A 22,321-nucleotide genomic window follows, 5' to 3' on the forward strand; every position below is an offset into this window, starting at 1 on the left:
GTCGTTGTTGGTTCAAACGATCCTGACGTGCTGAACGATCAGTTCCGGATAAACCACTACAAGTTCCTGGTGAACGGTAGCCTGAGCCTCACGAGCGCGGACGGTCTGTTCGAGATCGATGAAGCTTCGGGTCAGGTGCGCCTGACACGCGCCCTCGTCGACACGGACGCGAACACCAGTCACAGCTTCACTGTCGTAGCCTACGATGCGGCTCATCCCGAGCTTCAGGTGGCGTCGGCAGAGCAGACCGTGACGATTGCACCCCGCACGATGACGGATCCGACGGAGTTCCATCTGACGGATAACGTGATCGGTGAGTTCCCGGGACCGGATACGGTGATAGGCGACTTTGAGACCGATGTGGCTGGAGACTACGTCTACAAGATCGTTCTGGAAGACGGGACGCTTGTGGACAGCGACGGTCACTTCAAGATCGAAGGCGGGCAGTTGCTGAACGACACTCGTGTGGGGATCGATTACGAAGCCACGCCGGATTACCTCGTGACCGTGCGGATGATGAGAGTGGATGCCACCGATCCCGACGATTGGCATCTGGACCAGCAGCTCACCATCACAGTGCTCGATACCTTTGGGGAAACCACGACGGGTCTGGCGGGTAACGATCTGATCCTTGGGGATCTAGGCAACGACGTCCTGAGTGGTGGTGGTGGCGGCAACGACACGCTCTCGGGCGGAGCCGGGCGCGACCAGCTGACGGGCGGAGCGGGCGACGACGTCTTCGTGTTCGACCGGCCGGCAAGCTTGACGAACCGCGACGTGATCGTGGACTTCAAGGCCCAGGGCGCAGACCAGATCCGGCTCAGCGCTTCCGTGTTTAACCTAGGCGCCACACTGGGTGACCTGCTGGACAGCCAGTTCATAGTGGGCACCGAGGCGACCACGCGTCAGCAGCGGATCATCTACGACACCTCGGGCTCGGTGGGGCGGCTCTACTACGACCGGGACGGCAGCGCGACGACCTTCAGCAAGGTCGAGATCCTCAGCTTCCGGGCGCCTTTCCACAAGCCGGTACTCACCCTCGCCGACTTCGACATCATCGCGTAACGGAAAAACGTAACGGGAGGCAGGTTTTTACTAGACCACCTCCCGTTTATAACGATATAACGATTAAAACCTCTATTCTTGGGGACTCAGGACCATGGCTACATATACTTTGCGTGTCGCAGCGATTCCGGGAATTTCAACCCAACCGGGCAGCGCGACCAGCCTTCAATTCAGCGAAAACATCACGTCTGGGACCGTTATCGGTAAGTTGATCCCTGATTCGGCCAATTCAGGCATGATTGCGGCTTGGAACGCTGACAAAGGTGCTGCAGGCTTAGCCTTCAATGAAGTCGTGGATGTCGCCAATGGCGTCGATGGCAATAATGGAGATCGCTTCAAAATCATAAAGGCGACGATTGCCGATCCTGGTGGCCGCTGGGCTGTCGGCGATTGGATCGTGGTGATCGATCAGGCCGTGGATTCCGTAACCGGTGCGAGCAAATTCGACTATGAAGATGTCGAGAACCCGCTTGGGACCGGCATGCAGTTTCGGGGAACCGGCGGAACTCACACCTGGAATATCAACTACTCGACTTCATTAACTGACGTGAACGAGGCGCCGAAGAACGTCGTTCACAACGGCGCTCCGGTTACAAGTGGCCAGCAGGGCGTCGTCGTTGGCGCCTTGAGCGCTTACGACGAGGATGACGCCTACTGGACCAACGATGCTGCGGTCATCACCTACGCCGTTGATGCGGGCCTCAACAGCAACCTTTTCGAAATCGTCGCTGGCGCCGGTGGACCTACGTTGAAGGTGAAGGATGGCCAGGCACTGACCTATGCAGGTGCGCCGAAAACCGATGCGACTGGCCATTATTACGAGGTCAATATCCGCGTCACCGACGGTGGCGGATATGTCGGCGGAGCCCAGAATCCGACCGCGTCTCCCGCGCAGTCCCGCGTTGAGACCGTGAAGGTTTATGTGGCGCAGGGGAACCAGCCTCCTTCGCCCCCGAGCTACACGGGTACGCCGACGGTGGCCGAGAACGCGAGCTCGACCACGGTGGGCACGATCGTGACGGTGGGCGGCTCGACCGATCCGGAAGGGCAGGCGGTCACCTACGCGCTGTCGAGCACGGCGGGCGCCAATCCGGGCAACCGCTTCGTGGTGGCAGCAGACGGCAAGATCACCCTGGCGACGGGCATGACGCTGGACTACGAGGCGGCCGACCTGCAGACGGACGCGAACGGCAAGTACTATGTCGTGAAGGTGGTGGCCAGCGACGGCCCCAACGTCTCGACGGATAAGGACGTAAAGATCTACGTCACGAACGTGAATGAGGCGCCGGGGACGGCGACCTACACCTCGAACGGTGCGATCAACGAGACGGCGGCGAACAACACGCCGGTGGGCACGCTCGCCGCGACGGATCCGGACGGCACCACGCCGACCTTCAAGTTCGTCAACGCCCAGGCGGGCTCGAACGGGCTGATCAGCTCGGACGGCGCGTTCAAGATCGTGGGCGGCCAGATCCAGGTCAACGACGCGACCCAGATCCAGGTGACGACGGGCAGCAGCCGCACCTTCAGCTACCAGGTCGTGGCCACCGACGGCGCGCTCGACTCGGCCACGGCGACGACGGTGGGCATCACGGTCAACAACGTCAACCAGGCGCCAACCGACCCGACGGCTGCTGCGACCATCAATGAGCGTTCCGGCAACGGTACGACCGTTCTTGCGATGGACGACTTCGATGACAACGGTGAGGCGATTTCCTACACCTTTGCCGTCGCACAGGATGCCGCTCATAAGATCAGCCTGGACGGAAAGTTCCGGATCGAGGGCAACAAGATCGTTGTCAACGGCACGCTCTCGGAAGTGGCGCAGGACACGACCCTGCCGAACTATGCCATCGTCGCCGATGACAACTCGGGTGCGCCGAACGGGACCGTCACGGGCAACGTGTCCATCACCGTGAAGAACGTGCCGCTCCTGTCCATCGCTGCGGTCACCACCGGTCCTGTCACAGAAGGTGATGCCGGGACCGTCGATTATGTCTTCCGTGTGACCCGTGACTCCACGGGCAGTGGATCGTCGGTCAAGTGGACCGTCAGCGGTACCGGGATCAATGCTGATGACTTCGAAGTCCTAAGCGACACCATTACCTTCAGTCCAACCGATACCTTCAAGGATATCGTCCTGAAGGTGAAGGCTGATCGGGTTGCGGAACTCAACGAGAACTTCACGGTCACTCTGTCTGATCTGCAAGGAGCGGACATCAACCCTGGCCAAGGCAGCGCGACGGGCTCGATCACCGATGATGACAATGCTCCAAGCTTCCTGATCCGTACTGGAGAGGATTCGCATAGCGGCAATGTCGGGACCGCCATCGCCAATGTCCTGGCAGGCGTCGACATCGAGGATCTCGACGGTGACGAGCTCACCCTGACCGTGTCGTTCCAGAACGTGAGGGGTGCGCTCACTGGGATGGTGACCGGTGGTGGCGTGACCGTCACTGACAATGGGGGGCTGGCGGCACTCGCCAGTACACATTGAAGGGATCCGCGGATGCGATTGAGACCCTGCTCGCTGCGGTCACCTTCACGGCGGATTCCGCAGGACAGACGGACTTCTCGTTCACCCTGACGGACACGTTCAACCCGCTCAAGACCTTCACCAACGCGGTGAATGTCGTCGGCACGGTGCCGGGCAACAACCCGCCTCCAACTCCGTCTGGCATGCACGAAGTGCACGAAAGCAAGACCGATGGCTTCGTCGTCAAGACGCTCGCACCCACCGACGGCGAAGGGACCACGATTGGCTACACCTTCGCGGATCATATTAATGGGAACGACAAGGTCAGCGCGGACAACCGGTACGAGATCGTCGGAAACGAGATCCGTGTGCATGGTGCGGGCTGGGTTGGCGTCACTGCAGACTTCACCGACACCTACCGCATCACGGCTACTGACGGTGTCACTCCTGTCACCGGCGTTGTGACAATCAAAGTGAAGAACAATGTCGGCCCGGCGATCACTTCGATCGCTGCGTCCGGCAGCGGTCAGGCCGGTTCGAACAACACGATCGTCGTTAGCGAGAATGCTGGCGCGGTCGAGATCGGCACCGTGACGGCTTCCGACCAGGATGCCCTTCTGGACGGTCGTACGCTGTCCTACTCGCTGGTCGACACGCATAATGGCTTGTTCACGATCGATGCCACCACCGGCAAGATCAAGATCGCCAATGCGGATCGGCTGCCGGTCGGCGCTGACACACCGTATCAGCTGACGATCCGGGTTTCGGATGGCAGCGACGGGGATATGGTGACACAAACGGTCACTGTCGTCGTGAAGGATGTGCCGGTCAACACTCCCAACAGTGCCCCGACAGGTCTGACGCTGAGCAATGCTTCCGTCCTGGAGTATACTCTGCCGGGTCCGAATGCGGAGATCGGCACGTTCAGCGCAACCGACGCGAACAATGATGTCCTCACCTACACGCTTCTCGACAATGCAGGCGGTCGTTTCGCCATTGCCTCGGGCACCAATAAGCTCGTGCTGGCGGGACCTGGCGTCAACTTCGAGGAGGCCAAGTCTCACCAGATCAAGGTGAGGGTCGATGACGGCAAGGGTGGTGTGCAGGATCAGGTCTTCACCATCAATGTTGGGGATCAGCTCACCCTGAACAAGCGCGGCACGAAGAAGGCCGACAAGATGAACGGCTCCGCCTTGGACGACATCCTCAAAGGCGGTACCGGCACCGCGAAGGATACCATCAAGGGTCTGGCCGGCGACGACCAGCTCTTCGGCGAGGGCGGCGACGATTCTCTCCTGGGTGGTGACGGCCTTGACACTCTGTCTGGCGGCGCAGGTAACGACACCCTGAAGGGCGAGGCCGGCAAGGACCTCCTCAAGGGCGAGGCAGGCGATGACAAGATGTTCGGTGGCCTCGGCAACGATGCTCTCTTCGGTGGTAAGGGCAACGATATCCTGAAGGGCGACGCCGACGACGACGTCCTCTACGGCGAGGAAGGCAACGACAAGCTCTATGGCGGCGCGGGTAACGATACCTTCGTCTTCAACAAGAAGACCAGCAAGACGACGAACTTCGACCAGATCTTCGACTTCAAGTCGGGTCAGGACAAGCTCTTCCTCGACAACGCCATCTTCAAGAAGCTTGGGACGACCGGTACGTTCGATGTCCCTGCAAAGCTCGACGTCACGATGTTCCGTATCAACAAGGCCAAGGACAAGAACGACTACCTGGTCTATAAGGGCGGCGTTCTTTACTACGACACCAACGGTTCCGCTAATGGTGGCGAGGTCGAGATCGTCAAGGTCAAGGGCCTGAAGGTCACGGATATCTGGGTCATCTGACGAGCCCCATCGGCTTTACCCTCAACCCCGGCGGGTCTCCTGCCGGGGCTTCTTCGTTGTCACACCGAATGAATTCCGGCTTGGCATTCGCTCTTCAAAGAATGGCGCATCGGAGTGAGTAGGGGGGCAACGACCGAGCTGACAGCTTTCGAGCCGGACCTGTCGAGAGGCTTTGGTGCGAGAGCTTTGTCATTGCGGCCGACAAGGCGGCAATCGAGAAAGACACATCGTCGACAGACGGATCATTCCCTGAAAGGGATTAGCGTTCTTTTAGGGTTTGGTTAGCTGGCTTTTAAGATAAGCGAGGTGTTCACCGCCTTCGCGGCTCATATATCGCGGTGAGAAAAGCAAAAGTCATATCTCCTCAGTAGACGGTCATGGACGATACGCTGGATCAGGACGCCGAAGCGGCGCCTCACATCGATTCCATCATTGACCAGACTTGGCGCTCGACCAAGCTCGAGGAGCTGGAGAATGCCCTCAACACCTTCGTGTCGCCCCAGCGTCTGACCCCGGCATCGCGCGACAGGCCGGCAGGCGGCATGTTCGGGTATCGGGGGCACTTCGACCTGGGCATCTTCCGGGTCCACGTTGAAAGCGATGTCGAGATCGATCAGTCCCCGGAGGAGGCCGACGATCGAATGGCTTTCGTGGTCGGCCCGAGCGAACCCAGTCAGCTTAAGATCAACCGGGAATCCTTCACGATCTCACAGCGTCATGGCGTGATCTTCTCCTCCGGACCGCAGCGGATCCTCACGATCCCGAAGGATGCCGAGCATCGTGTCCTCATCACGAGCCGGCACAAGATCGCGGAATGCTGCGCCAAGCTCCTCGGCCATGATCTTCCGGGCTTTCTCGATTTCGACATCGGCGTTGATCTGGAAACTCCGCCTGGACACAGCTGGCTGAGGCTTCTTGAATATGTGGAGACGGAGTTGTCCGATCCGGAAGCCCTTATCAGGCAATCGCCCATAGCCTGGCGTCAATTCGAGCAGTCTCTGATCACCGGACTTCTTCTGTCTCAACGTCACACATACACCGATGCGCTCCTGCGACCCCAATCCGCGGCGGCACCATTTTATGTGAAACGCGCCGAAGCTTACATCGAAGCGCATTACTCCGACCCCTTGTCGCTCGCGGACATTGCCACCTATGCGGGGGTGAGCGCCAGGAGCCTGCAGAATGGATTCCAGAGCTTCCGCGGCATGACACCCATGGCCTTTCTCCGGTCGGTTCGCCTGCAGCACGTGAACAAGGCCTTGCTCGCGGCGGATCCGGCTGTGGGCACCGTGACGGAGATCGCGCTGGCCTGCGGCTTCGGCCATCTGGGCGAATTCGGTGCTCTCTACAAGCGCACATTCGGTGAAACGCCGAGGCAGACCCTTTCAAAGGTGATCTATCGTTGAAGTCCACCTGTGCCGGACCAGCAGGGACAGCCACGGCTCGCCATAATCAGGCCGGGCGACGCTCCGTTGCACAGGCTTTTCCGGGAGTCAAAAGGTCAAGGTGAGGAAACTGCCGTAGCCCGTTCCTGACGAGAACATCAATGGCTCTCTATGAAAGGTGGTTCCAGATGGGTCTGTTCCGCGAAACCATGTTTCAGTTTTCCGCCTTGCCGAATGCTGGTCAAGCATCAAACCGATGGAGTCAAAGCGTTTTCTGCGCATTCTCGACAAGTCGTTCGCTTTTCCGATTTCCGCAGAGGAAGAGCGGTGCCACTTTTTCTGCTCAGCCGGGAGGGGCGATCAGCTTCGACGAACTGAGATGGCTCAGGCCGGTATGTACTTTTGGGAAGAAGCAATGCCAAAAGATCGGGACTGCATTGGACTGTCGAGATTGCCACTTGCGGCCCTCTTCACACGCTGGAGCTTAGGATTATCCCTGCAAAAGCTTAAGCACACCTCTCCCCATACTGTGCGGTTCTACCTGATCCGTGGCCGCATTCTCTTCAGTGTTGGTCGACATGATCAGGCCATAGACGATTTCAGAAATGCCCTGCGATTGAACTGGCGGCACGAGAAGGCCGCTTTCTGGCTCAACAAGGCGACCCGTACGATTCCGCAAACTGGTGGAACGCGATCTCTGACCTGACCTTTGTGCACGATCAGAGACGTCAGAGTGAATGCCCATCGTTCATATGATCGACGGGGCTCTTTGGATCGCTTGATTGCAAACCGGCATGATCGGCTCCGGTCACCGCTGTCCATTTCGGCGTTACGCGCGGCTCCGCTAGGGCATCGGATCCAAAGCTGGACCTCCTTTTGGCATCCCATCCGATGCTTCTTCTCTGAGCCTGCGCATCATTCACCACGGAGAAGCGCGTCCACCTTTCGCTCACGCGGTCCTTCGGATCACTGGCATGGCCTTCCGGGCCCGCATGACGCGCAAGAGCATTTTCCGGTGAAGTGGATCCGGTTCACCGCCAAAAAATGCGACTCATCGAAAAGCAGAGAGGGCTCCACGCCAGTGGAAACAGCCCTGGCGCATCGTGCGGAATCTGGGGGGCGCACCCGTGAAGAGCAGGTTCGGTTTTCACGAACCTGGTCCAATGGATCTCTGAAGCGGCTCCGCCGATCGATGTCGGACAATGTCCCGGCTGAGAAAGCGGAGCATCGTTCGAACACGCGCGGCCGCGCCCCAAGATGTGCATTTCCAAAAGATGATCCTCGGACATGGCATGTGAGTTCACATGCCATGTCCGAGGCTCGGGCGGCCGGTTTCTCCTGATCTGAACAGACCGCCATCCATGCCGAAATCATCCCCATTGTTGGATGCCGCCATACTTGTGGAGGCGATCACACGGCAGAATGAGGCCGACAAGATCGTCGATACCGTTCTCGACGGTCTCAGCGAACGCTTCGGATACGAGAATATCATGCTGCTTCTTCACGATGCGTCGCGCGGGGGTCTGATCCCTCGCGGAAGTCGCGGTTACGAACGGGCGGGCGCCGGATCGCAGGTGCCCGTTGGTGACGGGTTTATCGGCGTGGTTCCATCCGATGGGCGCATCCTTGATGCCGCTGACATGAGTGACGTGACGCCGCATGCCGATAGGGCCCGGTCCGGATGGCATGAAGGGCGGCCACACGGGGCGACGGCATGGCCAAGTTTGCCGGATTCAATGAGCCGGATCGGCATTCCGATGATCGTGCAGGGAAAAGTCACGGGTGTTCTGCTCGCCGAAAGCCGGGAGCGCTTCGCCTTCAGCGCCGACGACAAGGCCATCATGACGATCGTCGCATCCCAGGCTGGAGCTTCCCTCTGCCTGGCGGAAAGTCTGGCGAACGAAGGGCAGGATTCTAAGGCTCACACTTCGTTCGATCAACCGGCGGGGCGCGTTTTCCGAGTGTCGTATCACACGCTGGACGATAGTATTTTCATCGACAACGAATACCTCATCAAGGGCGTCGCGGGCCGCTTGCTGATGTTCATGCTCGATGCTCATCAGCGCGAGGGCCGAGACGAATTCACCAACCGCGAGCTTCGGCTTTCAGCCACGATGCGGTTGCCCAAGGTCAAGGACAATCTCGACACGAGATTGCTGCTGCTCCGGCGCCGCCTGGAAGAGAAGGGAGCGCCGATCAGGCTCATGCGCGTCGGACGTGGAAGGATTGGACTCCGGCTCCACGGTTTCCCGCTCCTCGACCGCGTGGAGATTTAGGCGGCGTGTGACCGCTCGACGACGTGCTCTTCAGGAAGCGGAGGGCCTCGCGCCTCGCGCCGATCCAAGCGCTTGTCAGCGAAAAGGTGCGACCGCTCTTGACCTCGCTCAGGCCATTCCTTCCACGGCCGCGACAAGTCGCTCGATGTCCTCCGGCCGGGAGAGCCTGTGGTCGCCATCCTTGATCAGGGTCAGCGACACGCTGTCTCCAGGCAGGTGCTCGACGAGCCGGAGGGCATGGTCCCAGGGCACGTCGGGATCTTCCATGCCCTGCAGGATATGAACCGGGCAGCCGGTCTGGATCGGGCCGTCGAGGAGGAGGTGCTGGCGCCCGTCCTCGATCAGCTTCCATGTGATCGGGTAGGGATCGTCCGAATAGGCGGAAGGCCGGTGATAGACCCCTGTCTCCTGCACGCTCTTGCGGAGAGCGTCGGGGAAGCGGTCCCACATGAGCCGCTCCGTCATGTCGACCGCCGGCGCGATGAGAACCATTCCCGCAGGGGCGATCTCGGGCCGCTTCGCCATGAGATGGCGGGCCGCCAGCAGACTGATCCACCCCCCCATGGACGAGCCGACGAAGATGGGCCGCTCTCTCACGAACCGCTCGATCACGGAAAGTGCGTCCTCGAGCCAGCGGGAGATGGTCCCGTCCTCGAAGGCCGCCCCTGATTCGCCATGGCCGCTATAATCGAACCGCAGGAAAGCGCGGCCGTTCGCCTGTGCCCACGCATCGAGGGCGCTCGCCTTGGTGGCGCGCATGTCGGATTTGAACCCCCCGAGCCACACGACGGGCGGCCCCTTGCCCTCCCGGGATAAAACGGCGATGGGGCGGGCATCCTGGCCTACCGTGACGCTTTGCGGCATGGTTAACTCATCCTCAACTGCTTTGAAGCAACCGTTTCTAGACGATTCCTTTGAGAAGGCTCTTACATCCGTGAGTTTTTCAACGCGACCCGGCGGAGGGATGGCATTTCCGTCCTCCCATGTGCATCCGCTGGAGGGTCGGACCATCCTGCAGATCGTGCCCGAACTCGAGGCCGGCGGAGCCGAGCGCACCACGGTCGATATCGCCGAAGGCCTCGTCCATGCCGGCGCCCGCGCCCTCGTGGCCACGGAGGGCGGACGGCTCGTCGGCGAGCTTCAGACCAAGGGCGGCGTGTGGATCCCGTTCCCGGCCGCGACGAAGAACCCATTCGCCATGCTCGTCAACGTGCGAAAGCTCGCCCGGATCTGCCATCACGAGCGGGTCTCCCTGGTGCATGCCCGCTCGCGGGCGCCCGCCTGGGTGGGCCTGGGGGCTGCGCGCTCCATGAACATTCCCTTCGTCACCACCTATCACGGCAGCTATTCCGGCCGCTCGGCGGTCAAGGTCCTGTACAATTCCGTGATGGCGCGCGGCGACGCGGTCATCGCCAATTCCCACTATACCGGCGAGCTGATCCGCTCGGTCTACCCCCAGGCCGGGGACCGTATCCGGGTCATCCACCGGGGAACCGATTTTTCCGTCTTCTCGCCCCATGCGGTGGCGCCGGAGCGGATCGAGGCCCTGCGGAAGGCCTGGGAGGTCGCCCCGCATGAGCGCGTGGTCCTGCTGGCGGCCCGGCTCACCGGCTGGAAGGGACAGAAGGTCCTGATCGAAGCGGCGGCCCGGCTGCGCGATGCCGGCCTGACCGATGTGGCCTACATCCTTGCGGGCGACCCCCAGGGGAGGGATGCCTATGTGAAGGATCTCGACGGCCTGATCGCGGCGCGCAAGCTGAAGGGGATCGTGCGCCGGGTCGGGCACTGCACCGACATGCCGGCCGCCTTCCTGGCGGCTTCCGTCGTCACCGTGCCGTCCACGGAGCCGGAGGCCTTCGGCCGCTCAGCCGTGGAGGCCCAAGCCATGGGAACGCCCGTGGTGGTGTCCGATCTCGGAGCGGTGCCCGAGACGGTTCTGGCCCCGCCAGCCGTTCCGCCGCACGAGCGGACGGGCTGGCGGATCCCGGCCGGAGACGTCGAGGCCCTGGCCGAGGCGGTCGGTGCGGCGCTGAGCCTGGGGGCGAGCGCGAGGATTGCCCTTGGGGCCAGGGCCCGGTCCCATGTGGAGCGTCATTTTTCGCTCGAGCGCATGATATCCAGCACCCTGGATGTGTATTCGGCCCTCCTGACGGGCCGTTTTACTCATAGAACGAGTTGACTTCCCGCAGATTTGCGCGAAATGTCGATTCATTCGTGGCAAGGCTGAGCCTACCAGCAGGGATTCCTCCGGAGTCCCCGGTCCCCAGCCTAGCCCTCAACAGGAGATACGAGCCATTCGCAGACCAATGAGAGCCATGCCGGTGCCGCAGAAGGACGGACCGCGCGCCAACCGAGACATTCGCGGTGTTCGCGAAGTGCAGCTGATCGACGATGCAGGGCAGAACCGGGGCGTTGTGCCTTTCTTCGATGCCCTCAAGGTTGCCGAAGAGGCCGGCCTTGATCTCGTGGAGATCTCGCCGAACGCCAATCCTCCCGTCTGCAAGATCCTCGATTACGGCAAGTTCCGCTTTCTCGAGCAGAAGAAGGCCGCCGAGGCGCGCAAGAAGCAGAAGACGGTCGAGGTCAAGGAAATCAAGCTGCGTCCCGGCATCGATGACCACGATTACGAGGTCAAGATGAAGGCCATGAAGGGCTTCTTCGAGGAAGGCAACAAGGTGAAGATCACCCTGCGCTTCCGTGGCCGCGAGATGGCGCACCAATCCCTCGGCCTGAAGGTTCTGGACCGGGTCAAGGCCGATGTGGGCGATCTCGCCAAGGTCGAGATGGAGCCGAACTTCGAGGGCCGTCAGGTCGTCATGGTCCTGGCACCGCGCTAAGGGTACGCTTTCTCAGGCGAAATTCATGGCCGTCGGGGCTCCGGCGGCCATTGCTTTTTGGGCGTCCTTCTGTCATAAGCCGCCCTTCATTGAACCGCCCGGCTGTTAGGGCTGCCGTGGCGGTTCGTTTTGCTCAATGCAGCAATGAAAAGGCCAAGGTGCGGCTTGCCGCCCCGGACGCCTGTCCAAAGGAGAGCCAAATGCCCAAGCTGAAGACGAAGTCTGGCGCGAAAAAGCGCTTCAAGATCACTGGCACCGGCAAGGTCGTTTACGCCCAGGCCGGCAAGCGCCACGGGATGATCAAGCGGACCAAGAAGCAGATCCGCAACCTGCGCGGCACCACGACCCTGTTCGAGGGCGATGCGTACAACGTGAAGAAGTACTTCCTGCCGAACGGCTAAGGCGGTTCTTTTCCCACATCCCGGATTTTGAAGGAGTTTTTCCATGGCCCGCGTCAAACGGGGCGTTACCGCCCACGCCAAGCACAAGAAGGTTTTCAAGGCCGCCAAGGGTTTCTACGGCCGCCGCAAGAACACGATCCGCATCGCCAAGCAGGCGGTCGAGAAGAGCATGCAATATGCCACTCGCGACCGTCGCAACAAGAAGCGCACCTTCCGCGCTCTCTGGATCCAGCGTCTCAACGCTGCCGTCCGCACGCATGGCTTGACCTATTCCCGATTTATCGACGGTCTCGGCAAGGCTGGGATCGAGGTCGATCGCAAGGTCCTGTCCGAAATGGCCATCCATGAGCCGGCGGCTTTCGCTGCCTACGTGGACGCCGCCAAGGCCGCCCTGCCGCAGCAGGCTGCCTAAGGTCGGATAGACCAGATTTCGGTGCGGCTGGCCGGTTCAGCCGCACCGCCTTTCTCCCCCTTCTCCGAGACCATTCGCGCTGACGGCCTTTTTGCGCTGTCGGTCGCCATTTCGCGGCTCGGAAGACTTGACGGTTCCCGCGCCGCGCCTCACTCAAGGCGCCTGCATTTGGCGCTCGCATCTGGCCAGGGACCGATGACCGATCTCAATCAACTCGAACGTGACCTGCTCACCCAGGTCGATGCCGCCGGCGACGAAGCGGCTCTCGAAACCGTGCGCGTCTCCGCTCTCGGCAAGAAGGGCTCCGTCTCCGAACTCCTGAAGACCCTCGGCTCCATGACGCCGGAGGAGCGCAAGGAGCGCGGGCCCCTCATCAACGGCCTGCGCGACAAGGTGCAGACCGCCATCGCGGCCAGGAAGGACACGCTCGCCGAAGCCGCGCTCGAAGCGCGCCTGTCCGCCGAGCGCATCGACGTGACGCTGCCCGTCCCCGAGGCGCCCGAGGCCCGGGGTCGCATCCATCCCATCAGCCAGGTGATCGAGGAACTGACGGCGATCTTCGCCGATATGGGCTTCTCCGTGGCCGAGGGGCCGGACATCGAGACGGATTATCTCAACTTCACGGCGCTCAACTTCCCCGAAGGGCACCCGGCCCGCGAGATGCACGACACCTTCTTCCTCGCTCCCGACGAGAAGGGCGAGCGCAAGGTGCTGCGGACGCATACCTCGCCGGTGCAGATCCGGACGATGACGTCCAAGGCGCCGCCGATCCGCGTGATCATTCCGGGACGCACCTATCGCCACGACTCGGACCAGACCCACACGCCCATGTTCCACCAGGTGGAAGGCCTCGTCATCGACAGGCAGGCCAACATCGCGCACATGAAGTGGGTCCTGGAGGAGTTCTGCAAGGCCTTCTTCGAGGTCGAGCAGGTGAAAATGCGCTTCCGCCCGTCCTTCTTCCCCTTCACGGAGCCGTCCGCCGAAGTGGACATCCAGTGTTCGCGCAAGGGCGGCGAAATCCGCTTCGGCGAGGGCACCGACTGGCTCGAGATCCTCGGCTGCGGCATGGTCCACCCGAACGTGCTGCGCAATTGCGGCCTCGATCCCGACGAGTACCAGGGCTTCGCCTGGGGCATGGGCATCGACCGCATCGCCATGCTGAAATACGGCATGCCGGACCTGCGTCCCTTCTTCGAGGCCGATGTGCGCTGGCTGAACCATTACGGCTTCCGCCCGCTCGACATCCCGAGCCTCGTGAGCGGATTGACGTCCTGATGATCGCGCGCGAGCCCATGCAGCCCTCTCCCTCCTTGTGGGGGAGAGATGGAGAGGGGGGTAGCAACGGGTCGACGGGGTACTCCGATCAACCCGATGGCGCCGTACCCCCCTCCCTGGCCCTCCCCCACAAGGGGGGAGGGGATGGCCCCGCGCATGCTCGCGTGAAGCCGCAAATGCGGTCGCAGGCCCGGCGGATGCGCCGTGAGATGACCCCTGCCGAGCGCAAGCTCTGGCATGCTCTCAAGGCTCACCGGTTTCAGGCGCTTCATTTCCGCCGTCAGGTGCCAATCGGACCTTATGTGGCGGATTTCATCTGTCATGCCGCAAGGCTCGTGATCGAAGTTGATGGAGCCCAACATGGTTTCGACCGGCATATCGATCAGGATCGGACGAGAGATGCTTGGTTCCAGGCGCAGGGCTATCAGGTCCTTCGCTTTTGGAACCACGACGTCATGACGGCGCTCGCCAGCGTTCTCGATACGATCTTCGCAAATATCCCATCCAACCTGCCGATTGCAGGAGATACAGCATGAAATTCACCCTCTCCTGGCTGAAGGATCATCTCGACACCTCGGCCTCCCTCGACGAGATCGTCGAGACGCTCACCCGCATCGGCCTGGAGGTCGAAGGGGTTGAGGACAAGGCGAAGACGCTGGCGCCGTACAAGGTGGCCTATGTGATCTCCGCCGTGCAGCACCCCAATGCCGATCGCCTGCGCGTCTGCATGGTCGATACGGGCGAAGGCGCGCCGATCCAGGTCGTGTGCGGTGCCCCCAACGCCCGCACCGGCATGAAGAGCGTGTTCGCGCCTCCCGGCACGTACATTCCGGGGAAGAACATCACGCTCGGCGTCGGCACCATCCGCGGTGTCGAGAGCGCCGGCATGCTGTGCTCCGCGGCGGAACTGGAGATCTCCGACGATCACGACGGCATCATCGACCTGCCCAGCGATGCACCGGTCGGCGTTCCCTACGCGGCCTATGAGGGCCTCGACGATCCGGTGATCGAGATCAACCTCACGCCGAACCGTCCCGACTGCACGTCCATCCACGGCATCGCCCGCGACCTCGCGGCCGCCGGCCTCGGCACGCTCAAGAGCGACACCATCGCGCCTGTCCCGGGCAAGGGCGCTTGCCCGGTCTCTGTGACGATCGAGGACGAGAAGCTCTGTCCGGCCTTCGCGTTGCGTCTCGTGCGCGGCGTGAAGAACGGTCCGTCGCCGGAATGGATGCAGCGCCGCCTGCTGTCCATCGGTCTTCGCCCGATCAATGCGCTGGTGGACATCACCAACTACATGACCTTCGACCGGGGCCGTCCGCTCCACGTCTTCGATGCGAAGAAGGTGAAGGGCAACCTCACCGTCCGCCGCGCGAAGGAGGGCGAGGAGGTGCTGGCGCTCGACACCCGCACCTACAAGCTCGATCCGGGCATCGTGGTGATCGCCGACGAGAACGGCGTCGAATCCATCGGCGGCATCATGGGCGGCGAGCATTCGGGCTGCGACGAGAATACGACCGACGTGCTGATCGAATCGGCGCTCTGGGATCCGCTCAACATCGCGCAGACCGGCCGCAAGCTAGGGATCATCACCGATGCGCGCTACCGCTTCGAGCGCGGCGTCGACCCGGCCTTCACCGTGCCGGGTCTCGATCTCGCCACCAAGCTGGTCATGGACCTGTGCGGCGGTGAGCCGTCCGAGGCTCTCGTCGCTGGCCAGGTGCCGGACAACCGGCTCACGGTCGAGTTCCCATGGTCGGAAGTGCCGCGCCTGTCGGGCCTCGACGTAAAGCCTGCCGAATCCGAGGCGATCCTCAAAAAGCTCGGGTTCGGCATCCACGGATCGGGCGAGCGCGTCAGCGTGACAGTGCCGTCCTGGCGCCCGGACATCGACGGCAAGGCGGATCTGGTCGAGGAGGTCATCCGCATCGCGGGCGTCGACCGCATCGAGCCGCAGCCGCTGCCGCGCCTCGAAGCCGCCGTTGCAAAGCCCATCCTGACCCTGATCCAGAAGCGCACGCGCCTCGCCCGCCGCTCGCTGGCCGTGCGCGGGCTCGTGGAAGCCGTCACCTGGTCCTTCATCGCCAAGAGCGAGGCGGAGCTGTTCGGTGGCGGAGATGCGCGGCTTGCGCTCGCCAACCCGATCGCGGCGGAGCTTTCCGACATGCGTCCGAGTCTTCTGCCGGGCCTGCTCAAGGCCGCGCAGCGCAACGCGGATCGCGGCTTCGGTGACGTGGCGCTGTTCGAGGTCGGCCAGACCTTCGCGTCCGACGAGCCGGAAGGCCAGTCGATCAAGGCCGCCGCCGTGCGTCGTGGCACGGCGCGGGCGGAGGGCGTCGGCCGTCACTGGGATGGCGGTGCCGAGACCGTCGATGCCTTCGACGCCAAGGCGGACGTGCTGGCGCTGCTCGCGACGCTCGGCATTCCCTCCGGCGGTCTCCAGATCGTCCCCGGCGGTCCGGCCTGGTTCCATCCCGGCCGCTCGGGCACGCTGCAGTTCGGGCCCAAGAATGTCGTCGGCGCTTTCGGTGAGGTTCATCCGAAGGTGCTGAAGGCGCTCGACCTGAAGGGGCCGCTGGTCGCATTCGAGCTCGACCTCAACGCGCTGCCGCCACCCAAGGCGAAGCCGACCAAGATGAAGCCGAAGCTCAACCTGCCCGACTTCCAGCCGCTCACCCGCGACTTCGCCTTCGTGGTTGGCCGCAACGTGGCTGCCGGCGACATCGTGAAGGCGGCGCAAGGGGCCGAGCGCCAGCTGATCGTGGGCGTCGACGTGTTCGACATCTACGAGGGCACCGGCATCGACCCGGACAAGAAGTCCGTGGCCATCGCCGTCACCCTGCAGCCGACCGAGAAGACGCTCACCGATGTCGAGATCGAGGCCGTCTCGGCCAAGATCGTCGGGGAAGTGTCGAAGAAGACCGGCGCGGTTTTGCGCGGCTGATTCCAAAGTGGTCATCCTGGGCGAGCGTAAGCGAGACCCGGGATGGCCGCCCAACTCTCCCCGTCATGGCCGGGCTTGTCCTGGCCATCCCGATGCTGTGAAGCGCCGCGCTTTTCCAATCGGGATCACCGGCACAAGGCCGGTGATGACGTGACAGGTGCTCTCGATGACCACTGGTTGGGCAATCAGACGCCGGAGCCACTCAACGGGTTCCCCTCATCCCACTCGTATCGAACCGTATCGAACCGCATCGCGCGGGCATCGACCATCAGCAATCGGCCCACGAGGCTCTCGCCGAAGCCGACGATTTCCCGGATCACTTCCATGGCCATCAGGCTCCCCATGACCCCGGCCAGGGCGCCGAGCACGCCGGCCTCCGCGCAGGTCGGGATCGCCCCGGGAGGGGGCGGGGAGGGGAAGAGGCAGCGATAGGTGGGGTTCGGTCTGCCGTCAGGGCCATTCTCGTGAGCCCGGATCGTGGTGAGCGAGCCGTCGAACTGGCCCAGGGCCGCCGTCACCAAGGGCTTCCTCTCGAAAAAGCAGGCATCCGACACCGCATAGCGGGTGTCGAAATTGTCCGAGCCGTCGGCCACGATGTCGTAGCGGCCGATCAGGTCCCGGGCGTTGTCAGGCGTGAGCCGGGTCACATGGGGTTCGACCGTCACGTGCGGGTTGAGGCGCCCGACGGCCTCGGCCGCGCTCTCCGCCTTGGGCCGGCCGAGATCAGGCACGGAATGAATCACCTGCCGCTGCAAATTGGAGAGGCTCACCGCATCGTCGTCGACGATGCCGATGGTGCCGATGCCGGCTGCGGCGAGGTACTGGATCAGGGGCGCGCCCAGGCCGCCGGCCCCGATCACGAGCACGCGAGCGGCCTTCAGCTTCAGTTGGCCCGGCCCTCCTACGTCGCGGAGAACGAGGTGGCGGGCATAACGGTCGATTTCGTCGGATGTGAGCGGCATATCGTGACCTTACGGGATTGGCCCCTGCTATCAACCATTCGTCAGCATCCGACCCAAAAGTGGAAGGCACTTTTGGGGTTTATCGGATGCTTCGTTTTAGGCTGACGCATCGTGCGGAAAACCGGGACCACTTTTCCGCACGATGCGTGAAGGGAAATAACGTGCCGTCTTGACAGGAGCCTTGGCGTTGTGACCCTTGCCGTGCCATCGTCATGGGGCAACCGGCACCAAGCCGGCGTCTAACAGGGAACAAAGCCGATGACAGTAACCAAGTTCGGCCTCGCGCTCGCGGGCCTCGCCTTCTCCGCTTCGGCTGCCTTCGCGCAGCAAGCGGCCTTCAAGCCCGCGGTCGTGTACGATCTCGGCGGCAAATTCGACAAATCCTTCAACGAGGGCGTTCACACGGGCGCCGAGAAGTTCAAGAAGGACACCGGCACCGATTACCGCGATTTCGAGCCGCAGAACGACGCCCAGCGCGAGCAGGCCCTGCGCCGCTTCGCCCGCGACGGTTTCTCGCCCATCGTGGCCGTCGGCTTTTCCCAGGAAACCGCTCTGAAGAAGGTCGCCGAGGAGTTCCCGAAGACCCAGTTCGCCATCATCGACGCCGTCGTCGAGAAGCCCAACGTGGAATCCATCGTGTTCAAGGAGCACGAGGGCTCGTTCCTGGTCGGCCTTCTGGCGGCTCAGGCTTCCAAGTCCGGCAAGGTCGGCTTCGTGGGCGGCATGGACATCCCGCTCATCCGCAAGTTCGCCTGCGGCTACGTCCAGGGCGTGAAATACGCCAAGAAGGACGCCGAGGTGTTCCAGAACATGACCGGCACCACGGGTGCGGCCTGGAATGATCCTGTGAAGGGCGGCGAGCTCGCCAAGAGCCAGATCGATCGCGGCGCCGACGTGATCTACCATGCGGCCGGCGGTACGGGCGTGGGCGTGATGCGCGCTGCCGCCGACGCGGGCAAGCTCGGCATCGGCGTCGACTCGAACCAGAACGGCCTGCATCCCGGCAAGATCCTGACCTCCATGGTCAAGCGCGTGGACGTGGCCACCTACAACGTCTTCGACCAGGCCAAGAAGGGCTCCTTCAAGGGCGGTCTCCAGGTTCTCGGCCTCAAGGAAGACGGCGTGGCCTGGGCGCTCGACGACAACAACAAGTCGCTGATCACCCCCGACATGAAGGCCGCCGCCGACAAGGCCGCCGAAGGCATCAAGTCCGGCTCCATCCAGGTGCACGACTACATGTCGGACTCCAAGTGCCCGATGTAAGATGATGCATGTTTTGGCCGCAGGCCCGCAAAGGTCTGCGGCCAAATCTTTTTCGACCCATTTTTGTTTTTCCGATAAGATCCGGCTCTCGTTTCATCATTGCCGGCAGATCATTCGAGGCCGATGTCTCCAGCCATTGAACTCATCGCCATCAACAAGAGCTTCGGCGCCGTTCATGCCAACCGGGATGTGAACCTGCGCGTCGAGCGCGGCACGATCCACGGCATCGTCGGCGAGAACGGCGCGGGGAAATCGACCCTGATGTCGATCCTGTACGGCTTCTACGAGGCGGATTCCGGCGAGATCCGCGTCAACGGCAAGCCGATTTCCATCCGCTCCCCCAACGACGCCATCCATGCCGGCATCGGCATGGTTCACCAGCACTTCATGCTGGTCGAGCCCCTGAGTGTCGTCGACAACGTGATGCTCGGCGCCGAGGGCGGCGCCATGCTGCGCGCGGGCGAAGCCAAGGCACGGGCCGAACTCGCCCGGCTCGCCAGGGATTACGGCCTGGAAATCGACGTGGACGCCATTGTGGGCGACCTTTCGGTCGGTCTGCAGCAGCGTGTCGAGATCCTGAAGGCCCTCTATCGCGGCGCCGATATCCTCATCCTCGACGAGCCGACGGCCGTGCTCACGCCGGCTGAGGCCGATGCGCTGTTCGAGCTGCTCCGCTCGCTCAAGAAGCAGGGCAAGACGGTCATCCTCATCACGCACAAGCTGCGCGAGATCATGGCGATCACCGACCGCGTCTCGGTCATGCGTCGCGGCGAGATGGTGGCGAGCGTCGAGACCGCCGACACCTCGCCGCCGGAGCTTGCGGAGCTGATGGTGGGACGCCGCGTGCTCCTGCGCGTGGAGAAGGCGGAGAAGACGCCCGGTGCGCCGCTGCTCGAGATCGGCGATCTGTCCGTCGTCGATTCCCGCGGCGTGATGCGCGTGGCGAATGCGTCCTTCACCGTTCGTGCGGGCGAGATCGTCGGCATCGCAGGCGTCGCCGGCAACGGCCAGAGCGAGTTGCTGGAAGCCATCGCGGGCATGCGCCAGCCTGCGGTCGGCTCGATCCGGCTTGAGGGACGGGACATCCCGTACTCGGAGCATAACCCGCATCGCATGCGCCAGCTCGGCCTGCTGCATGTACCGGAAGACCGGCTGCGCATGGGGCTCGTCCCGGCCTTTCCGGCGTTCGAGAGCGCCATCCTCGGTTTCAGCGACGAGCCTCGGCTCGGCCGCGGGCCGATCCTCGATCACGACCGCCTGATCGCGGATCTTGAGAAGAAGATGGAGCAATACGATGTGCGCCCGCCCGCGCCGAGGCTGAAATCGTCGAAGTTTTCCGGCGGCAACCAGCAGAAGATCGTGCTCGCGCGTGAGATCGAGCGCAATCCGAAGGTGCTCCTCGTCGGCCAGCCGACGCGCGGCGTCGACATTGGAGCCATCGAGTTCATTCACCGTCGCCTGATCGCTTTGCGCGATGCGGGCGTCGCCATCCTGCTCGTCTCGGTGGAGCTGGACGAGATCATGAACCTGTCGGATCGCATCCTCACCATGTGCGGCGGCAGGATCACGGGCGAGCGCAAGGCCTCCGAGACCAACGAGCAGGACCTCGGCCTGCTCATGGCCGGCGTGACGGACGAGGCGGCATGATGCAACCGCGCCTGACCCTTGTCACACTCGGCGTTGCAGACCTGGCGAAGTCCCGCGCCTTCTACGAGGCCTGGGGGTGGAAGGCATCTTCCGCGAGCCAACCCAGCGTCGCCTTCTTCCAGGCGAATGGCCTGGCGCTTGCTCTGTTCGGCCGCGCCGATCTTGCAAAGGATGCCGGCGTCGAGGACAAGCCTACCGGCTTTGCAGCCATCACGCTCGCTTACAATGCCCGCTCCAAGCAGGAGGCCGATGAGGTCTATGCCCTCGCCGTGAAGGCGGGCGCACGTCCCGTCAAGCCGCTGCAGGATGTTTTCTGGGGCGGCTACTCGGGCTATTTCGCCGATCCCGACGGGCATCTCTGGGAAGTCGCCTGGAACCCGTTCTTTCCTCTCGATGAGCAGGGTCACATGTTCCTGCCGGATTCTCAGACGTGAGCGCTCCTCTCGACCTGCCCAAATGGGCCGATACGGTTCTCGTTCCCGCCATCTCCGTGGTGGCGGCTTTTCTCGTCGCCGGTCTCGTCGTGCTCGGCATCGGCGAGAATCCGCTCTCGGCAACCCGCTACCTGATCCAGGGAAGCCTCGGCACCGGGGAGGGGCTGGGCTTCACCCTGTTCTACATGACCGACTTCATCTTCGTCGGGCTGGCGGTTGCGGTCGCCTATCACGCCGGGCTGTTCAACATCGGCGGCGAAGGGCAGGCGACTCTCGCGGGCCTCGGCATCGCGCTGGTCCTCAACAATCTCACTTTCCTGCCGGGCTTCCTGCTGATCCCGCTCGGCATTCTGGGCGCTGCCGCCTTCGGCGCCGCCTGGGCGGCCGTGCCCGGCTATCTCCAGGCGAAGCGTGGCAGTCACATCGTGATCACGACGATCATGTTCAACTGGCTCGCCAGCGTGCTGATCGTCTACCTGCTCGTGAACGTGCTGCGCGAGCCTCAATCCATGAATCCGGAAACCCGCGCCTTCCCGGAGGCGGCGAACATTCCCTTCATGCATGACGTCTTCGCCGCCTTCGGTATCGAAATCCCAGCCTCGCAGCTCAACCTCACGCTGGTGCTGGCCTTGGCGGCGTCCTATTTCGTGTGGCTTCTCATCTACCGCTCGCGCCTCGGCTATGCGATCCGCGTCGTCGGTTCCAATCCCACGGCGGCGGTCTATGCGGGCATCTCGCCTGCGCGGATCATCATCATCGCGATGGTGATCTCCGGCGCGCTGGCGGGCGGCCTCGCGGTCAACGAACTCATGGGCTACCAGCACCGCCTGCTGCTCGAATTTACCTCCGGCTACGGCTTCGTCGGCATCGCGGTGGCGCTCATGGGACGAGCGCACCCGGTCGGCATCATCCTGGCCTCGCTGCTCTTCGGCATTCTCTACCAGGGCGGCGCGGAGCTGGCCTTCGAGCAGCCGGCCATCACCCGCGACATGGTGGTGGTGATTGGCGGCATCATCATTCTGTTCGCCGGCGCCCTCGACGGGCTGTTCCGGCGCCTTGTGGCGCACCTGTTCACGCGTCAGAAGCTGGCGAGGGCCTGA

The 22,321-nt window shown here is 62.8% G+C and carries 19 protein-coding genes; 17 read left to right on the plus strand and 2 right to left on the minus strand.

The window, feature by feature from the left end:
- Positions 1-27: 27 nt before the first annotated feature.
- The 6 genes from DDF70_RS38715 to DDF70_RS09570 all read left to right on the plus strand — a co-directional run bounded on the left by DDF70_RS38715 (position 28) and on the right by DDF70_RS09570 (position 9,043).
- Complete coding sequence (locus DDF70_RS38715) at positions 28-1,065, plus strand: M10 family metallopeptidase C-terminal domain-containing protein (RefSeq protein WP_281024353.1); 1,038 nt, start codon at positions 28-30, stop codon at positions 1,063-1,065.
- Positions 1,066-1,357: 292 nt separating this feature from the next.
- Entirely contained in the window at positions 1,358-3,562 is a 2,205-nt protein-coding gene (locus DDF70_RS09550; RefSeq protein ID WP_162820316.1) for a Calx-beta domain-containing protein, read from the plus strand.
- Positions 3,559-5,382, plus strand: a complete 1,824-nt coding sequence (locus tag DDF70_RS09555) for a cadherin domain-containing protein (protein ID WP_114944643.1) — start codon at positions 3,559-3,561, stop codon at positions 5,380-5,382. Before DDF70_RS09550 ends, DDF70_RS09555 begins: the two co-directional genes overlap by 4 nt.
- A 377-nt stretch (positions 5,383-5,759) precedes the next feature.
- Positions 5,760-6,788 carry an AraC family transcriptional regulator gene (locus DDF70_RS09560; protein WP_114944644.1) on the plus strand — a complete coding sequence of 343 codons (1,029 nt, stop codon included), beginning with the start codon at positions 5,760-5,762 and terminating at the stop codon, positions 6,786-6,788.
- Between the two features lie 235 nt (positions 6,789-7,023).
- Positions 7,024-7,473: a tetratricopeptide repeat protein gene (locus DDF70_RS09565; protein ID WP_114944645.1), complete on the plus strand. Its 450-nt coding sequence runs from the start codon at positions 7,024-7,026 to the stop codon at positions 7,471-7,473.
- A 655-nt stretch (positions 7,474-8,128) separates the two neighbouring features.
- Positions 8,129-9,043: a GAF domain-containing protein gene (locus DDF70_RS09570; RefSeq protein ID WP_162820317.1), complete on the plus strand. Its 915-nt coding sequence runs from the start codon at positions 8,129-8,131 to the stop codon at positions 9,041-9,043.
- Positions 9,044-9,151: 108 nt separating this feature from the next.
- Here the strand turns inward: DDF70_RS09570 and DDF70_RS09575 are convergent, their stop codons facing one another.
- Complete coding sequence (locus tag DDF70_RS09575) at positions 9,152-9,907, minus strand: alpha/beta hydrolase (protein ID WP_114944647.1); 756 nt, start codon at positions 9,905-9,907, stop codon at positions 9,152-9,154.
- A gap of 100 nt (positions 9,908-10,007) precedes the next feature.
- On the opposite strand from DDF70_RS09575, the gene DDF70_RS09580 reads away from it, so the two are divergent.
- The 7 genes from DDF70_RS09580 to pheT all read left to right on the plus strand — a co-directional run bounded on the left by DDF70_RS09580 (position 10,008) and on the right by pheT (position 16,915).
- Positions 10,008-11,222, plus strand: a complete 1,215-nt coding sequence (locus tag DDF70_RS09580) for a glycosyltransferase family 4 protein (protein WP_114944648.1) — start codon at positions 10,008-10,010, stop codon at positions 11,220-11,222.
- Positions 11,223-11,358: 136 nt separating this feature from the next.
- Positions 11,359-11,880: a translation initiation factor IF-3 gene (gene infC / locus DDF70_RS09585; protein WP_245435431.1), complete on the plus strand. Its 522-nt coding sequence runs from the start codon at positions 11,359-11,361 to the stop codon at positions 11,878-11,880.
- Positions 11,881-12,080: 200 nt separating this feature from the next.
- Complete coding sequence (gene rpmI, locus DDF70_RS09590) at positions 12,081-12,281, plus strand: 50S ribosomal protein L35 (protein WP_009494553.1); 201 nt, start codon at positions 12,081-12,083, stop codon at positions 12,279-12,281.
- A 43-nt stretch (positions 12,282-12,324) separates the two neighbouring features.
- A complete protein-coding gene (gene rplT / locus DDF70_RS09595) occupies positions 12,325-12,693 on the plus strand; it encodes a 50S ribosomal protein L20 (RefSeq protein ID WP_009494554.1) in 369 nt (122 codons plus the stop codon).
- Between the two features lie 195 nt (positions 12,694-12,888).
- Positions 12,889-13,971, plus strand: a complete 1,083-nt coding sequence (gene pheS / locus DDF70_RS09600) for a phenylalanine--tRNA ligase subunit alpha (protein WP_114944650.1) — start codon at positions 12,889-12,891, stop codon at positions 13,969-13,971.
- A gap of 176 nt (positions 13,972-14,147) precedes the next feature.
- Positions 14,148-14,507: an endonuclease domain-containing protein gene (locus tag DDF70_RS09605; RefSeq protein WP_114944651.1), complete on the plus strand. Its 360-nt coding sequence runs from the start codon at positions 14,148-14,150 to the stop codon at positions 14,505-14,507.
- Positions 14,504-16,915 carry a phenylalanine--tRNA ligase subunit beta gene (gene pheT, locus DDF70_RS09610; protein ID WP_114944652.1) on the plus strand — a complete coding sequence of 804 codons (2,412 nt, stop codon included), beginning with the start codon at positions 14,504-14,506 and terminating at the stop codon, positions 16,913-16,915. Before DDF70_RS09605 ends, pheT begins: the two co-directional genes overlap by 4 nt.
- 185 nt (positions 16,916-17,100) lie before the next feature.
- On the opposite strand, the gene DDF70_RS09615 is transcribed toward pheT, so the two are convergent.
- On the minus strand, positions 17,101-17,877 hold the full coding sequence (locus tag DDF70_RS09615; RefSeq protein ID WP_114944653.1) for a HesA/MoeB/ThiF family protein: 777 nt from the start codon (positions 17,875-17,877) through the stop codon (positions 17,101-17,103).
- 258 nt (positions 17,878-18,135) lie between these two features.
- Between DDF70_RS09615 and DDF70_RS09620 the strand changes: the two genes are divergently transcribed.
- From DDF70_RS09620 to DDF70_RS09635, 4 genes are all read left to right on the plus strand, one after another.
- On the plus strand, positions 18,136-19,140 hold the full coding sequence (locus tag DDF70_RS09620; protein WP_114944654.1) for a BMP family lipoprotein: 1,005 nt from the start codon (positions 18,136-18,138) through the stop codon (positions 19,138-19,140).
- A gap of 123 nt (positions 19,141-19,263) precedes the next feature.
- Positions 19,264-20,787 (plus strand): ABC transporter ATP-binding protein, encoded by a 1,524-nt coding sequence (locus tag DDF70_RS09625; protein WP_114944655.1) that lies wholly within the window; start codon positions 19,264-19,266, stop codon positions 20,785-20,787.
- The gene (locus DDF70_RS09630; RefSeq protein WP_114944656.1) at positions 20,787-21,221 is read left to right on the plus strand and encodes a VOC family protein; all 435 of its coding nucleotides are present in this window, start codon (positions 20,787-20,789) and stop codon (positions 21,219-21,221) included. Before DDF70_RS09625 ends, DDF70_RS09630 begins: the two co-directional genes overlap by 1 nt.
- Complete coding sequence (locus DDF70_RS09635; RefSeq protein ID WP_114944657.1) at positions 21,218-22,321, plus strand: ABC transporter permease; 1,104 nt, start codon at positions 21,218-21,220, stop codon at positions 22,319-22,321. The genes DDF70_RS09630 and DDF70_RS09635 overlap by 4 nt, the downstream gene beginning before the upstream one ends.

The sequence above is a fragment of the Microvirga calopogonii genome, assembly GCF_003347665.1.
GTDB lineage: Bacteria > Pseudomonadota > Alphaproteobacteria > Rhizobiales > Beijerinckiaceae > Microvirga > Microvirga calopogonii.

Bases quoted from the DNA above. Each gene is read 5' to 3' on its own strand.
- DDF70_RS09560 (WP_114944644.1), top strand. From the start codon at position 5,760: ATGGACGATACGCTGGATCAGGACGCCGAAGCGGCGCCTCACATCGAT.
- DDF70_RS09565 (WP_114944645.1), top strand. From the start codon at position 7,024: ATGGAGTCAAAGCGTTTTCTGCGCATTCTCGACAAGTCGTTCGCTTTT.
- DDF70_RS09570 (WP_162820317.1), top strand. From the start codon at position 8,129: ATGCCGAAATCATCCCCATTGTTGGATGCCGCCATACTTGTGGAGGCG.
- DDF70_RS09575 (WP_114944647.1), bottom strand. From the start codon at position 9,907: ATGCCGCAAAGCGTCACGGTAGGCCAGGATGCCCGCCCCATCGCCGTT.
- DDF70_RS09580 (WP_114944648.1), top strand. From the start codon at position 10,008: ATGGCATTTCCGTCCTCCCATGTGCATCCGCTGGAGGGTCGGACCATC.
- infC (WP_245435431.1), top strand. From the start codon at position 11,359: ATGCCGGTGCCGCAGAAGGACGGACCGCGCGCCAACCGAGACATTCGC.
- rpmI (WP_009494553.1), top strand. From the start codon at position 12,081: ATGCCCAAGCTGAAGACGAAGTCTGGCGCGAAAAAGCGCTTCAAGATC.
- rplT (WP_009494554.1), top strand. From the start codon at position 12,325: ATGGCCCGCGTCAAACGGGGCGTTACCGCCCACGCCAAGCACAAGAAG.
- pheS (WP_114944650.1), top strand. From the start codon at position 12,889: ATGACCGATCTCAATCAACTCGAACGTGACCTGCTCACCCAGGTCGAT.
- DDF70_RS09605 (WP_114944651.1), top strand. From the start codon at position 14,148: ATGCGGTCGCAGGCCCGGCGGATGCGCCGTGAGATGACCCCTGCCGAG.
- pheT (WP_114944652.1), top strand. From the start codon at position 14,504: ATGAAATTCACCCTCTCCTGGCTGAAGGATCATCTCGACACCTCGGCC.
- DDF70_RS09615 (WP_114944653.1), bottom strand. From the start codon at position 17,877: ATGCCGCTCACATCCGACGAAATCGACCGTTATGCCCGCCACCTCGTT.
- DDF70_RS09620 (WP_114944654.1), top strand. From the start codon at position 18,136: ATGACAGTAACCAAGTTCGGCCTCGCGCTCGCGGGCCTCGCCTTCTCC.
- DDF70_RS09625 (WP_114944655.1), top strand. From the start codon at position 19,264: ATGTCTCCAGCCATTGAACTCATCGCCATCAACAAGAGCTTCGGCGCC.
- DDF70_RS09630 (WP_114944656.1), top strand. From the start codon at position 20,787: ATGCAACCGCGCCTGACCCTTGTCACACTCGGCGTTGCAGACCTGGCG.